At 72.5% G+C, this 12,203-nt stretch carries 13 protein-coding genes; 9 read left to right on the top strand and 4 right to left on the bottom strand.

The features are described 5' to 3' along the window. Positions 1-35 precede the first annotated feature (35 nt). Positions 36-1,301: a sensor histidine kinase gene (locus tag ABIA35_RS03095; RefSeq protein ID WP_370356465.1), complete on the top strand. Its 1,266-nt coding sequence runs from the start codon at positions 36-38 to the stop codon at positions 1,299-1,301. Continuing rightward, on the top strand, positions 1,298-1,963 hold the full coding sequence (locus ABIA35_RS03090; RefSeq protein ID WP_370356463.1) for a response regulator: 666 nt from the start codon (positions 1,298-1,300) through the stop codon (positions 1,961-1,963). The genes ABIA35_RS03095 and ABIA35_RS03090 overlap by 4 nt, the downstream gene beginning before the upstream one ends. Positions 1,964-2,077: 114 nt before the next feature. Here ABIA35_RS03090 and ABIA35_RS03085 read toward each other — a convergent pair whose 3' ends face one another. After that, complete coding sequence (locus ABIA35_RS03085) at positions 2,078-2,482, bottom strand: carboxymuconolactone decarboxylase family protein (protein WP_370341231.1); 405 nt, start codon at positions 2,480-2,482, stop codon at positions 2,078-2,080. A 158-nt stretch (positions 2,483-2,640) separates the two neighbouring features. Between ABIA35_RS03085 and ABIA35_RS03080 the strand changes: the two genes are divergently transcribed. Both ABIA35_RS03080 and ABIA35_RS03075 read left to right on the top strand, forming a co-directional pair. Then, complete coding sequence (locus ABIA35_RS03080; RefSeq protein ID WP_370356461.1) at positions 2,641-4,119, top strand: PLP-dependent aminotransferase family protein; 1,479 nt, start codon at positions 2,641-2,643, stop codon at positions 4,117-4,119. Between the two features lie 113 nt (positions 4,120-4,232). Then, positions 4,233-4,907 carry a Crp/Fnr family transcriptional regulator gene (locus ABIA35_RS03075; protein ID WP_370341015.1) on the top strand — a complete coding sequence of 225 codons (675 nt, stop codon included), beginning with the start codon at positions 4,233-4,235 and terminating at the stop codon, positions 4,905-4,907. A gap of 160 nt (positions 4,908-5,067) precedes the next feature. On the opposite strand, the gene ABIA35_RS03070 is transcribed toward ABIA35_RS03075, so the two are convergent. Continuing rightward, the gene (locus tag ABIA35_RS03070) at positions 5,068-6,216 is read right to left on the bottom strand and encodes an ArsA family ATPase (RefSeq protein WP_370341014.1); all 1,149 of its coding nucleotides are present in this window, start codon (positions 6,214-6,216) and stop codon (positions 5,068-5,070) included. Then, positions 6,213-7,208, bottom strand: coding sequence for an ArsA-related P-loop ATPase (locus tag ABIA35_RS03065; protein ID WP_370341013.1), 996 nt, complete (start codon positions 7,206-7,208; stop codon positions 6,213-6,215). The genes ABIA35_RS03070 and ABIA35_RS03065 overlap by 4 nt, the downstream gene beginning before the upstream one ends. Before the next feature lie 116 nt (positions 7,209-7,324). Here ABIA35_RS03065 and ABIA35_RS03060 point away from each other — a divergent pair, with 116 nt between their 5' ends. The 5 genes from ABIA35_RS03060 (at position 7,325) to ABIA35_RS03040 (ending at position 11,325) form a co-directional block, all read left to right on the top strand. Next, a complete protein-coding gene (locus ABIA35_RS03060; RefSeq protein ID WP_370356459.1) occupies positions 7,325-8,887 on the top strand; it encodes a serine/threonine-protein kinase in 1,563 nt (520 codons plus the stop codon). Positions 8,888-8,913: 26 nt separating this feature from the next. Further along, a complete protein-coding gene (locus ABIA35_RS03055) occupies positions 8,914-9,078 on the top strand; it encodes a DUF4177 domain-containing protein (RefSeq protein ID WP_194894760.1) in 165 nt (54 codons plus the stop codon). Positions 9,079-9,081: 3 nt separating this feature from the next. Continuing rightward, positions 9,082-9,543, top strand: a complete 462-nt coding sequence (locus ABIA35_RS03050) for a RidA family protein (protein ID WP_370341011.1) — start codon at positions 9,082-9,084, stop codon at positions 9,541-9,543. A gap of 92 nt (positions 9,544-9,635) precedes the next feature. Beyond that, a complete protein-coding gene (locus ABIA35_RS03045; protein ID WP_370356457.1) occupies positions 9,636-10,505 on the top strand; it encodes an NUDIX hydrolase in 870 nt (289 codons plus the stop codon). A gap of 13 nt (positions 10,506-10,518) precedes the next feature. Further along, a complete protein-coding gene (locus tag ABIA35_RS03040; protein WP_370356455.1) occupies positions 10,519-11,325 on the top strand; it encodes an MBL fold metallo-hydrolase in 807 nt (268 codons plus the stop codon). A gap of 241 nt (positions 11,326-11,566) precedes the next feature. Here ABIA35_RS03040 and ABIA35_RS03035 read toward each other — a convergent pair whose 3' ends face one another. Beyond that, complete coding sequence (locus tag ABIA35_RS03035) at positions 11,567-11,962, bottom strand: WhiB family transcriptional regulator (protein ID WP_370341008.1); 396 nt, start codon at positions 11,960-11,962, stop codon at positions 11,567-11,569. Between the last annotated feature and the right edge of the window lie 241 nt (positions 11,963-12,203).

Raw genomic sequence — 12,203 nt, 5'->3', positions numbered from 1 at the left:
CGTGCGACGGCGGCGGCGCGGCTACCGTCATCGGCATGACTTCTGTGCCGGGGGCACCACAGCGACCGCAGCGAATACGGAGACAGAGCGTCGACGGGCTCGGATTCAGCCGGACCGAGCTGCTGACGGTCGGGATCCTCGTGGCCGGGCTGGTCCTGTTCGGGTACGCCGATCTGCACGAGCGCTTCGACGCGGAGCACGGTGCGTGGCGGGCCGGCGCCGAGGACTCCTACGTGTGGCTCTTCGCCATTGTGCGCGCCCTGCCGATCCTGTGGTGCCGCCGGCATCCGATCGTCGCCTTCGCCGCGACGCTCGCCGGGTCCGCGTTCGCCGGTGCCGCTCTTGCCTCGGTCGTCGGGACGCCGCTGCCCTGGTCGGTGTGGCCGTGGTCGCCGTCGAGCCAGCTGTGCGTACTGGCCGCGCTGGTGGTCGCCGGCCTGGAGGTCGGCCGGCAGCGCAGCATCGAGATGGCCACGGCCTACTTCCTGCTGACGCTCTTCCTGCAGTCCGTCCGCCCCGGCTACAGCTTCGCGCTGAGCATCGGCTCGGTGATCGGCGGATCGGCTCTCGCGATCGGCTGCGTGGAGCTGCTACACGACCGGCGCGACGCCCGGCAGGCGCTGGCAGTTCAGGAGGAGCGCACCGAGACCGAACGCACCCGGCGCACGCTGCTTGAGGAGCGCGCACGGATAGGCCGCGAGCTGCACGACGTGGTGGCGCACCACATGTCGCTGATCGCCGTGCAGGCTGAGACCGCGCCCTTCCGGATCACCGGGCAGAGCCCTGAGACCGAGGCGGAGTTCCGGGCGATCAGCTCCGTGACCCGCGAGGCGCTGAACGACATGCGCACGCTGCTCGGGCTGCTGCGCGCGGACTCCGAGCAGGCGCCGACCGCGCCGCAGCCCCGGCTGGCCGACGTGCCGGCCCTGGTCCGGGAGGCCGGAGCCGAGTGGGACGCCTCGGGGGACCTGGACGACGTGCCGCCGCTGGTCGGGCTCACGGCGTACCGGGTGGTGCAGGAGTCGCTGTCGAACGCCCGGCGGCACGCCCGGGGCGCCGACGTCTCGGTCCGGGTCACCCGCACCGATGAGGAGGTGCGGATCGAGGTGCGCAACGAACCCTCGCCGGAGCCGCCGATGCTCGGTCCGGAGCTCGATCCCGAGCTCGGCGCGGCCGCCGGCCACGGCATCGCCGGGATGCGCGAGCGGGTCACGCTGGTCCACGGCGAGTTGGACGCGGGCCCGACCGCGAACGACGGCTTCGCCGTGACGGCCGTCCTGCCCCTGGAGACCGAAGCATGAGCATCCGGGTCCTGATCGCGGACGACCAGGCGATGGTGCGGGCCGGATTCGGCGCGCTGCTGGCGGCCCAGCCGGACATCGAGGTGGTCGGGGACGCCGCGAACGGGGTGCAGGCGGTCGCCGAGGTCGCCGCGCACGAGCCGGACGTGGTGCTGATGGACGTGCGGATGCCGGTGATGGACGGCCTGGAGGCGGTCCAGCACATCCTGGCCGGCGCCCCGGAGCGGCCCCGGGTCCTGATGCTGACCACGTTCGACCTCGACGACTACGTCTACGCCGCGCTGCGCGCCGGGGCCAGCGGCTTCCTGCTCAAGGACGCCCCGGCCGCCGAACTGGTCCACGCGGTCCGGGTGGTGGCCGCCGGGGACGCGCTGCTGGCGCCGTCGGTGACGCGCCGGCTGATCGCGGACTTCGCGGCCCGGCGGCCGGCCGAACGGCCGGAGCCGGCCGCCGTCACGGCGCTGACGCCGCGCGAGCTCGATGTCCTGCGGCTGGTCGCCCGCGGCCTGTCGAACCAGGAGATCGCCGCCGAGCTGGTCCTGGCCGAGCAGACGGTGAAGACGCACGTCTCGCGGATCCTGACCAAGACCGGCCTGCGGGACCGGGCGCAGGCGGTGGTCCTGGCCTACGAGTCGGGGCTGGTGACGGCGAACAGCCGATGAGCCCGCACCCGCGATGACCCCTTCGCAGCGGGTACGTTCCCATCGGCTGTCGGTGTCCGGCCCTGCCGTCCCGGCGGCGTCCCCCGCCGAAACGGCCGTGCGGCCGAAGGCGGTTCAGTCCTCGGCACCGCCGGACAGCTCCCACGGCCGGGCGGTCGCGCCGAGCCGGTTCCACAGATTGATGATCCCGATGTGCCAGACCAGCTCGGCCAGCTCTGTCTCGGAGAACTGGGCCGCGGCCTCCTCCCACACCGCGTCGGACACCTCGCGGTCGGCCAGCCGGGTCACGGCCTCGGTCAGCGCCAGGGCGGCACGCTCGCGGGCGGTGAAGTACGGGGCCTCGCGCCAGACCGCGACCAGGTTCAGACGGCGCCAGGTGTCGCCGCCGGCGACGGCGTCGCGCGAGTGCATGTCGACGCAGTAGACGCAGCCGTTGATCTGCGAGGCGCGCAGCTTCACCATCTCGCGCAGCGGCTTCTCCAGGCTGGACTGGCCCGCGGCGCGCTCCAGGCCGTTCATCGCCTTGGCGATCCCCGGCGCGAGGTCGTCGACGGCGAGGCGGACGGCGGGCTTCACGTATGTGGTGTTCTTGGCCTGTATTTGCTGTTCAACCGCTGTGTTCGTTGTCATGACTATGACGGTACGCGGATTGTGGACCGCTGTTAGGATCCAATCCGATGGCTGAATATTGGTCCACTTTGGATGTCGATCTGCACCTGGCGGTCGATCCGGCCTCCGGGCGCCGGGTCGGGCTGGAGCAGGCCCTGCGCGAGGCGATCCGGGACGGCCGGCTGGGCGCCGGGACCCGGCTGCCCTCGACCCGGACCCTGGCGGCGGAACTCGGGCTGGCGCGCGGGACGGTGTCCGCGGCGTACGACCAGCTGGTCGCCGAGGGGCATCTGGTCGCGACGCGTGGCTCCGGGACGCGGGTCGCCGAGCTGGGAACGCAGGGGGCGGGGAACCGGTCGCCGGCCAACGCCACGGCCACGGCCGGGGTGTCAGCCCTCGGCGAGCCGACCGGGTCCCCGCAGCGTTTGGCCCACAACCTCCGGCCGGGCACACCAGACCTGTCCCACTTCCCACGGGCCGCCTGGCTCCGTGCTGCCCGCCGCGCGGTTAATGCCGCGCCCAACGAAGCCTTCGGCTACGGGGATCCGCGCGGCCGGATCGAACTGCGGCGGGCATTGGCCGAGTATTTGGGACGGGCGCGCGGCGTCCGGACCGACGCGGAACGGATCATCATCGTGTCCGGCGCGGTGCAGGGGCTGGCGCTGCTGGCGCAGGTGCTCGGCGGCACCTTCGCGATGGAGGACCCCTACATACCGCTGTTCCACGAGGTGGTGCGGTCGCACGGCGCGCAGGTGGCGCCGCTCCCGGTGGACGACGACGGCGCCCGCGTCGACCTGCTCCGCGGGCCGGACTTCGACGGCGCCGGCACCGCGGTGGTCACCCCGAGCCACCAGTATCCGATCGGCTCGACCCTGCACCCGGCCCGCCGTCAGGCGCTGGTGGAGTGGGCCCGTGCCGGCCGGCGCGTGATCGTCGAGGACGACTACGACGGCGAGTTCCGCTACGACCGGCAGCCGGTCGGCGCGGTGCAGGGGATGGCCCCGGAGCGCACCGTCTACCTCGGCACGGCCTCGAAGACGCTGGGGCCGGCGGTCCGGCTGGCCTGGCTGGTCCTGCCCGAGCACCTGGTGGGGCCGCTGACCGAGGCCAAACGGCACGCCGACCACCAGTCGGAGTCCCTGGGCCAGCTCACGCTCGCGGAGTTCATCGCCTCCCACGACTACGACCGGCACATCCGCGCCGCGCGGCTGCGCTACCGCCGGCGCCGCGACCTGCTGGCCGAACGGCTGCACACCCGGGCCGGGCGGCCGGCCGCCGGCTTCGCGCTCGGAGGCATCGCCGCCGGGCTGCACGCGCTGGTCCGGCTGGAGCCCGCCGGGATGACCGAGGCCGAAGTGCTCAAGCGCGCAGCTGAGTTTGATCTCGACCTGGAAGGCCTCGGGGACCTGTGGCACACGCCGCCGGCGAACACTCTTGCGAGCTCCGCCGCACGTCCGCAGGGCATCGTGGTCGGTTTCGGCAGCCCCACCGAGGCCGCCTACCCCAGGGCGCTGGATGCTCTGGTGCGGACACTTTCGTGGAGATGACTACTCATACGGTCTAATGGACATCGCACGATAGCCCGACCCGGCGTGCTGCGCAGGCGCTCCCTGCGTCACACTGGTCTCGGAACAGCACTGCCTTTTAAGAGGAGAAATCCGTGGACGACGTACTACGCCGTACGCCCCTCTTCGCCACGCTCGATCAGGACGCGGCCGCGTCCCTGCGCGCCTCCATGAACGAGATCGAGCTGGCCCGAGGTGACCTCCTGTTCCACGAGGGCGACCCGGGGGACTCGCTGTACGTGGTGCTGCGCGGGAAGATCAAGCTCGGCCGCACCAGCGGCGACGGGCGCGAGAACCTGGTCGCGGTGCTCGGCCCCGGCGAGATGTTCGGCGAGCTGTCCCTGTTCGACCCGGGCCCGCGCTCGGCCGGCGCCACCGCCCTGGTGGACTCGACCCTGCTGGGCCTGAGCTCCGACGAGCTGACCCCGTGGCTGGCCGGCCGCCCCGACGTGGCCCGCGCCCTGCTGCGCGCCATCGCCCGGCGGCTGCGGCGCACCAACGACTCGATGTCCGATCTGGTGTTCTCAGACGTGCCCGGCCGCGTGGCCAAGGCCCTGCTGGACCTGTCGGCGCGCTTCGGCACCCCGGCCGAGGACGGCATCCACGTCGCCCACGACATGACGCAGGAGGAGCTGGCGCAGCTGGTCGGCGCCTCCCGCGAGACCGTGAACAAGGCGCTGGCCGACTTCGCCGGCCGCGGCTGGCTGCGCCTGGAGGCGCGCGCCGTGGTGCTGACGAACGTGGAGCGGCTGAGCCAGCGCTCGCGGTAGCACTGTTCAGACGGTTCCGGCCCGGCGCGGTGGGATGCGCGCCGGGCTGAGTGCTGCCCGGGGGCAGATCCGGTTTTCTGGTCGGTGCCAGATCCGCCTTGCTGCCCGGCGCCAGATCCGCTTTTCTGCTTTCTGATCCTGTCGGCCCGCGCCGCTCGCGTCAGGCGCCGCCGGCCAGCAGGTCCCCGGCCAGCCGCAGCCCGTCCAGGTCGTGGATGTCCCCCGGCTGCGCCGGGATCTCCGCCACCGCGACATGCGGCTGCGACGCCGTGAACCGGTCCGCGAGCCGCCGCTCGCGCGCGCTGAGCCGCATCCGCTCGGCGTGCAGCCGCAGCAGGCCCGCGGCCAGGCGCGGGTCGGGGGAGTCCGCGTCCAGCTCCTCGGCCGCCGCCAGGGCCTTCTCCGCCGACAGCTCCGGCACCGCCACCGGGTGCACCCGGTTCAGGATCAGGCCGGCCAGCGGCATGTTCTCGGCGGCCAGCCGCTCGGTGAAGTAGGCGGCCTCGCGCAGGGCGTCCGGTTCGGGCGCGGCCACGACCAGGAACGCCGTGCCCTCGGCCTGCAGCAGCCGGTACGTCTCCTCGGCGCGCTGGCGGAAGCCGCCGAACATCGATTCCAGGGAGCCGACGAAGGTCTGGACGTCGTGCAGCAGGCCCGAGCCCAGCAGCTTGTTCAGCGCCATCGTGGCGATCGAGAAGCCGGAGGCCAGCACCTTCATGGCGAAGCCCCCGCCGGCCTTGGCCGGGGCCATGAGGACCTTGATCAGGCGGCCGTCCAGGAAGCCGGCCAGCCGGTTCGGGGCGTCCAGGAAGTCCAGGGCGGAGCGGCTCGGCGGGGTGTCGACGATGATCAGGTCCCAGCTGCCGGTCTCGTCGCCCGTGCGGCGCAGCTGGCCCAGCTTCTCCATCGCCATGTACTCCTGCGTGCCGGAGAAGCCCGCGGACAGCGACTGGTAGAAGGGGTTCTGAAGGATCTGGTCGACGCGGTCCGGATCGGCGTGCTTCTCGACGATCTCGTCGAAGGTCCGCTGCATGTCGAGCATCATCGCGAACAGCCGGCCGGGGCCCTGGACGCCCTCGACCTCGCGCGGGCTGTTGTCCAGCTCGGTCAGGCCCAGGGACTGCGCCAGCCGGCGGGCCGGGTCGATGGTCAGGACCACGACCTTGCGGCCCTGCTCGGCGGCCCGCAGGGCGAGCGCCGCGGCGGTGGTGGTCTTGCCCACGCCGCCGGAGCCGCAGCACACGACGATGGAGGTGGCCGGGTCGGTGAGCAGACCGTCGACGTCCAGATGCTTCGGGGTCACGCTCATACCGCCTCCCCGGTCTCGGCCGCGGCGGTCAGGGCCGCGGCCAGTTCGTAGAGTCCGCCCAGGTCGATGCCGTCGGTGAGCAGCGGCAGCTCGACCACCGGCCGGCCCGCGCCGTCCAGGGCGCGCCGCTGGACCTCTTCCAGGGCCAGCCGCTCGGCGTGCTCGCGGCCGAGCTCGGCCAGGGCGCGGGTGTCGGCGGTGTCGATGCCGTAGGGCCGCAGCAGGGTCGCGACCCGCTTCTCGGCCGCCGCGCTGACCACCGCGCGCTTGCCGACGGCCAGGTGCGCGGTGCGGACCATGTTGACCAGGATCGTGCCGACCGGCAGTCCGGCGGCCCGCAGGTCCCCGACGCCGTCCAGCGTCTCCTGGACCGGCATGTCCTCCAGCACCGTGGTCAGGTGGACCGCGGTCTGCGGCGAGGTCAGGACCCGCATGACCGCCTCGGCCTGGTTCTTCACCGGGCCGACCCGGGCAAGGCCCGCGACCTCGGTGTTCACGTTCAGGAACCGGGTGATGCGGCCGGTGGGCGGGGCGTCCATCACCACGGCGTCGTAGGCGAAGGCGGCACCCGGACGGTCGGCGGCGGTGCGGCGGACCGCCTCGCAGGCCTTGCCGGTGAGCAGCACGTCGCGCATGCCGGGGGCCACGGTGGTCGCGAAGTCGATGGCGCCGAACTTCTTCAGCGCCTTGCCGGCCCGGCCCAGCTTGTAGAACATGTCCAGGTACTCGAGCAGCGCCTGCTCCGGATCGATGGCCAGGGCGAACACCTCGCCGCCGCCGGGAGCGATCGCGATGCTGCGCTCCTCGTAGGGCAGCGGGGCGGTGTCGAAGAGCTGCGCGATCCCCTGCCGGCCCTCGACCTCCACCAGCAGCACCCGGCCGCCGCCCTCGGCCAGGGCCAGGGCCAGCGCCGCGGCCGCCGTCGTCTTCCCGGTGCCGCCTTTTCCGGTCACGATGTGCAGGCGGCACTCCGGCGGCCAGGGTCGGCTCATGGCCCCAGCCTAACCATGCGGCGAACATTCCTGGGACGGCCTACCCCTGGCGCTAGTGTGATGAGGCGTTGTACCCGTGGTGCTTATCAGGGAACTTGGCCGAGGGGGGCCCATAGATGAGCGACGATGTCGACACCGAGCGTTTGGCGCCGAGAACCGAGCGCGTGATCGCGGAACGTTATGTCCTGCACGCCGAGCTCGGCCGCGGCGGCATGGGGATCGTGTGGCGCGCCGAGGACCGGGTGATCGGCCGGGCGGTCGCGGTGAAGGAGATGCGGCTCGGCGAGGACGTCACCGTCGCCGAGCGGGCCGAGTTCGAGCAGCGCATCCTGCGCGAGGCCCGCACCGCCGGCCGGCTGAACGACCCGGCCGTGGTGACCGTCTTCGACGTGGTCCACGACAACGGCTCCGTGTTCATCGTCATGGAGCTGGTCGAGGCGCCGACCCTGGCGCAGCTGGTCCGCCGCACCGGTCCGCTGTCCGCGCACGCCGTGGCCGACGTGGGGCGCCAGGTCCTCTCGGCCCTGGAGGCCGCCCACGAGGCCGGGATCGTGCACCGCGACGTGAAGCCCTCGAACATCATGGTCGGCGGCACCGGCCGGGCCAAGCTCACCGACTTCGGCATCGCGCAGGCCGCCGACGACCCCACCCTGACCAAGACCGGCGCGGTCATCGGCTCCCCGGCCTACCTGGCGCCCGAGCGGCTCTCCGGGCACGAGGCGAGCCCGGCCTCGGACCTGTGGTCGCTCGGGGCGGTGCTGTACTTCGCGATCGAGGGCAAGGCCGCGTTCGAGCGCGACACCACCGCCGCGACCTTCGGGGCGGTCCTGAACGAGGTCCCCTACCTGACGAACGCGCAGGGCCCGCTGGCGGCCGCGGTGTCCGGGATGCTGGCCTCCGCGCCCGCGGGCCGGTTGACCGCCTCGCAGGTCCGGACGCTGCTGGACGCGGTGATCGCCGACCCGGGCCGAGCCATGACCGCGCAGGGCACGATGCTGATGTTCCCGACCGGAGTGGCGACCGCGACGCTCGGCGCCCCCGAGGATCCGGATCCGGGCAGCCCCGCGGGAACGGCTTCACCGGTCCCGCCGAAGCGGTCCCGGGCCAAGGCCGCCGGGGCGTTCGCGGCCACGGTGCTGGTCGCGGCCGCTGTCGCGGGATTCGCCGCCTACGGCGCGGGATCGAGTTCGGGCAAGAAGACGCAGAAGAAGGCCGACGTCCCGGCCTCGGACGTCGTGAAGGTCTACACCCTCGGCGGCGCCGGGACCGACTTCCCCAGCCTGCCCATCGGCAGTGGCCAGACGTGCATGAGCGGCCCGCCGTTCATCCCCGGCACCCCGACCTACCAGGACGCGGAGTGCAAGAGCGCTCATGATCTGGAGCTCTACTACGTGAGCTCGGTCACCAACTCCTCGTACAGCCAGTACGGCACCGACGGCAACAGCCCGATCCCCTACCCGGGCGTCGCCGCATTGACGGCCCTGGGCAAGCAGCTGTGCTGGACCGACCGCCTGATCGGGCCCTGGGCGGACCCCGCGGGCAGCCACTACGACTACTACGCGCTCATCCCCAGCGAGAACCTCTGGAACGGCAAGAACCTGCCGGCCAACTGGACCGTCAACCAGAACATCTACTGCGTCATGACGAACTCGGCCGGCCAGCTGCCCGGCGACGGCTGAGCCCCCCGGCCCCTTAAGGTTGGCCTATGACCAAGTGGGAATACGCGACAGTGCCGCTGCTGGTGCACGCCACCAAGCAGATCCTCGACACCTGGGGCGAGGACGGCTGGGAGCTCGTCCAGGTCGTCCCGGGCCCGAACCCGGACCAGCTGGTCGCCTACCTGAAGCGTCCGAAGACGACGGAGTCCTAAGACATGACGACCCACCCCGAAGAGAAGCTGACCGAGCTGGGCCTGAAGCTGCCCGAGGTCGCGGCCCCGGTCGCGGCCTACATCCCGGTGCTGCGCAGCGGCAACCTCGTCTTCACCTCCGGCCAGCTGCCGATGGTCGACGGCGCGCTGCCGATGATCGGCAAGGTCGGCGACCAGGTCAGCCCGGAGGACGCCAAGGCCCTGGCGCAGCGCTGCGCGCTGAACGCGCTGGCCGCGGTGAAGTCCGAGATCGGCGACCTGGCCAAGGTCAAGCGGGTCGTGAAGGTGGTCGGCTTCGTGGCCAGCGCCCCGGACTTCACCGGGCAGCCCGGCGTCATCAACGGCGCCTCGGAGCTGCTCGGCGCGGTGTTCGGCGAGGCCGGCCGGCACGCCCGCTCGGCGGTCGGCGTGGCCGTGCTGCCGCTGGACGCGCCGGTCGAGGTCGAGCTGACCGTCGAGGTCTGAGCCGTACCTGAGAGCTGAGCCGTACCTGAGAGCTGAGCTTCACCCATCTGGTTCCCGCCGTCCGGCGGGAACCAGAACTGGAAGGGGAACGCATGTCGCAGCAAGGCGGGGACTACATAGCCCCGGCCGGCAGCCGGCTCAGCGCGCACGTGCCGGAGGGCTGGGAGGAGCAGATCGCCGCCTACGAGCGCGGCGAGTTCACCCCGGTGCCGCCGAAGCACGCCGCCACGGTCGTGCTGCTGCGCGACTGCCCGGACGGCCCGCCGGACGTCTACCTTCTCAAGCGCGCGGCCTCGATGTCCTTCGCCGGCGGCTTCTACGCCTTCCCCGGCGGCCGGGTGGACCCGCGCGACGCCGACGCCGAGATCGCCTGGGTCGGGCCGTCGGCGGCCGAGTGGGCCCGGCGGTTCGGCAGCGACGAGGCCGAGGCCCGCGCGCTGCTGTGCGCCGCGGTGCGGGAGACGTTCGAGGAGTCCGGCGTGCTGTTCGCCGGGCCCGACGAGCACTCCGTGGTCGCCGACACCACCGACGAGGAGTGGGAGGCCGACCGCCGGGCCCTGGTTTCACGGGAAACATCACTGGCGGGCTTCCTCACAAAAAGGTCCCTCGTGCTGCGTACGGACCTGCTCGGCGGCTGGTCCCGCTGGATCACCCCGGAGTTCGAGCCCCGGCGGTACGACACCGCGTTCTTCGTCGCGGCGCTGCCGGCCGGCCAGCGGACCCGCGACGTGTCGGGGGAGACCGAGTCGACCATCTGGATGCAGCCCGGGACGGCTATTGACGACCACATCGCCGGGCGGGCCCTGATGCTCCCGCCGACCGTCACCACCCTGCGCGAGGTCCACGGCTTCGCCACCGCGGCCGAGGCGGTGCGGGCCGCGGCCGAGCGGCCGCTGAAGCCGATCATGGCCACGGTCCGGCGCCACGACGACGGGTCCTGGCACCTGGAATGGGAACTGTGAGGACGCGGCGGGGATGAGCGAGCTGATGAAGCCGGGTGTCCGGCCCGAGGCCGGGACCGAGCGCGCGACGCTCATCCTGGCGCCGAACGCCGACCCGATGACCCTGGACGGCACCAACACCTGGCTGCTCGCCGAACCCGGGGCCCGCCGCGCGGTGGTCGTCGACCCCGGACCGCTGGACGAGGACCACCTGCGGCTGGTCCGGGCCACCGCCGAGGAGCGCGAGCTGCGGATCGGGCTGATCCTGCTCACGCACGGCCACTTCGACCACTCCGAGGGCGCGCCGCGGCTGGCCGAGCTGACCGGCGCACCGGTGCGCGCGCTGGACCCGCGCTTCCGGCTCGGCTCGGAAGGGCTGGCCGAGGGCGACGTGGTGGACATGGACGGACTGCGGCTGGACGTGGTCGCCACGCCCGGGCACAGCGGCGACAGCATGTGCTTCGTTCTGCCCGACGACCGTGCGCTCCTGACCGGCGACACCATCCTGGGCCGGGGCACCACCGTGGTCGCCCATCCCGACGGGCGGCTGGGGGACTACCTCGGCACGCTGCGCCGGCTGCGCGACCTAGCCGCCGCGCACGAGGTGGACACGGTGCTGCCGGGCCACGGACCGGTACCGGCCGACGCGCTCGGCGTCATCGAGTTCTACCTCGAGCACCGCCGGACCCGGCTGGAACAGGTGCGCGCGGCGCTGGCCGCCGGCGACGAGAGCGCCGCCGACGTGGTGGCCAGGGTGTACGCCGACGTGGACCCGGCGGTGCGGTTCGCCGCCGAGATGTCGGTGCGCGCCCAGTTGGAGTACCTCAACGCCGGTGCCTGAGCACTGGGCACAGACCGATAAGCGCTGACCAATAGGCACTGGGCGCTGAGCGATCTGTGCTGACCGTGCTGACAATGCTGACAATGCTGACCGAACAGCCTTGCTCCCCGCGCCCGGGCCGGACCGCCTCGGGCACGATGAGCAAGGGCACCGTCAGCGGGCCCTGACGGACCCGCTTGATCACACCTCGACGATGCGGACGATGTACCGGTCGGCGCCGGCCGGCGCCGATCCGCGCCGGTCAGGCCCGGCCGAAGGAGCCGGCCTCGCTGCGCTGGCGGGGGATGGCGGCCTGGGCCGCGGCGGCGAACCGCGGGTCGACCTCGGTGGGCAGCTCACCCCCGCCGCGCTCGGCGCCGTTGCGCTCGTAGTGCTCCTTGGCGGACTCCAGGAACTGCCGCCAGGAGCGCACCTCGGGGCGCCGGCGCAGCAGCGCACGCCGCTCGCGCTCGGTCATCCCGCCCCACACGCCGTACTCGACGCGGTTGTCCAGGGCGTCGGCCAGGCACTCGGTGCGCACCGGGCACCCCGAGCACACGGTCTTCGCCCGGTTCTGAGCTGCTCCCTGCACGAACAGCTCATCCGGATCCATGCCGCGGCACGCCGCCACAACGGTCCAGTCCTCTACCCAGCTCATCGCCGGTGCCGTCCTCTCGCAAAGATCGAGCTCCCCCAACGGCGGAGCCGACAGCGGCCCTTCCCCTCACCGACAGGCGTCCACGGACCCGGACGCGCTGTCGCGCACCGGCCCGTCGGTCGGGCCGAAACGCATCCGACCTGGTGGAAGGGTCGATCTCGGCAGCCAAACAGCACAATACGGAAGATCCCGAGGGCGCAACAGTCCCCGATGTACTCAATTCCTATGGTCCTTTGTGACT

This window comes from Catenulispora sp. MAP12-49, assembly GCF_041262705.1.
Taxonomy (GTDB): Bacteria; Actinomycetota; Actinomycetes; order Streptomycetales; family Catenulisporaceae; genus Catenulispora.
Note: the sequence above shows the minus strand (reverse complement) of the source record. Positions and strands in the feature narration are given on the sequence as shown.

Bases quoted from the DNA above. Each gene is read 5' to 3' on its own strand.
- ABIA35_RS03095 (WP_370356465.1), top strand. From the start codon at position 36: ATGACTTCTGTGCCGGGGGCACCACAGCGACCGCAGCGAATACGGAGA.
- ABIA35_RS03090 (WP_370356463.1), top strand. From the start codon at position 1,298: ATGAGCATCCGGGTCCTGATCGCGGACGACCAGGCGATGGTGCGGGCC.
- ABIA35_RS03085 (WP_370341231.1), bottom strand. From the start codon at position 2,482: ATGAACGGCCTGGAGCGCGCCGCGGGCCAGTCCAGCCTGGAGAAGCCG.
- ABIA35_RS03080 (WP_370356461.1), top strand. From the start codon at position 2,641: ATGGCTGAATATTGGTCCACTTTGGATGTCGATCTGCACCTGGCGGTC.
- ABIA35_RS03070 (WP_370341014.1), bottom strand. From the start codon at position 6,216: ATGAGCGTGACCCCGAAGCATCTGGACGTCGACGGTCTGCTCACCGAC.
- ABIA35_RS03065 (WP_370341013.1), bottom strand. From the start codon at position 7,208: ATGAGCCGACCCTGGCCGCCGGAGTGCCGCCTGCACATCGTGACCGGA.
- ABIA35_RS03060 (WP_370356459.1), top strand. From the start codon at position 7,325: ATGAGCGACGATGTCGACACCGAGCGTTTGGCGCCGAGAACCGAGCGC.
- ABIA35_RS03055 (WP_194894760.1), top strand. From the start codon at position 8,914: ATGACCAAGTGGGAATACGCGACAGTGCCGCTGCTGGTGCACGCCACC.
- ABIA35_RS03050 (WP_370341011.1), top strand. From the start codon at position 9,082: ATGACGACCCACCCCGAAGAGAAGCTGACCGAGCTGGGCCTGAAGCTG.
- ABIA35_RS03045 (WP_370356457.1), top strand. From the start codon at position 9,636: ATGTCGCAGCAAGGCGGGGACTACATAGCCCCGGCCGGCAGCCGGCTC.
- ABIA35_RS03040 (WP_370356455.1), top strand. From the start codon at position 10,519: ATGAGCGAGCTGATGAAGCCGGGTGTCCGGCCCGAGGCCGGGACCGAG.
- ABIA35_RS03035 (WP_370341008.1), bottom strand. From the start codon at position 11,962: ATGAGCTGGGTAGAGGACTGGACCGTTGTGGCGGCGTGCCGCGGCATG.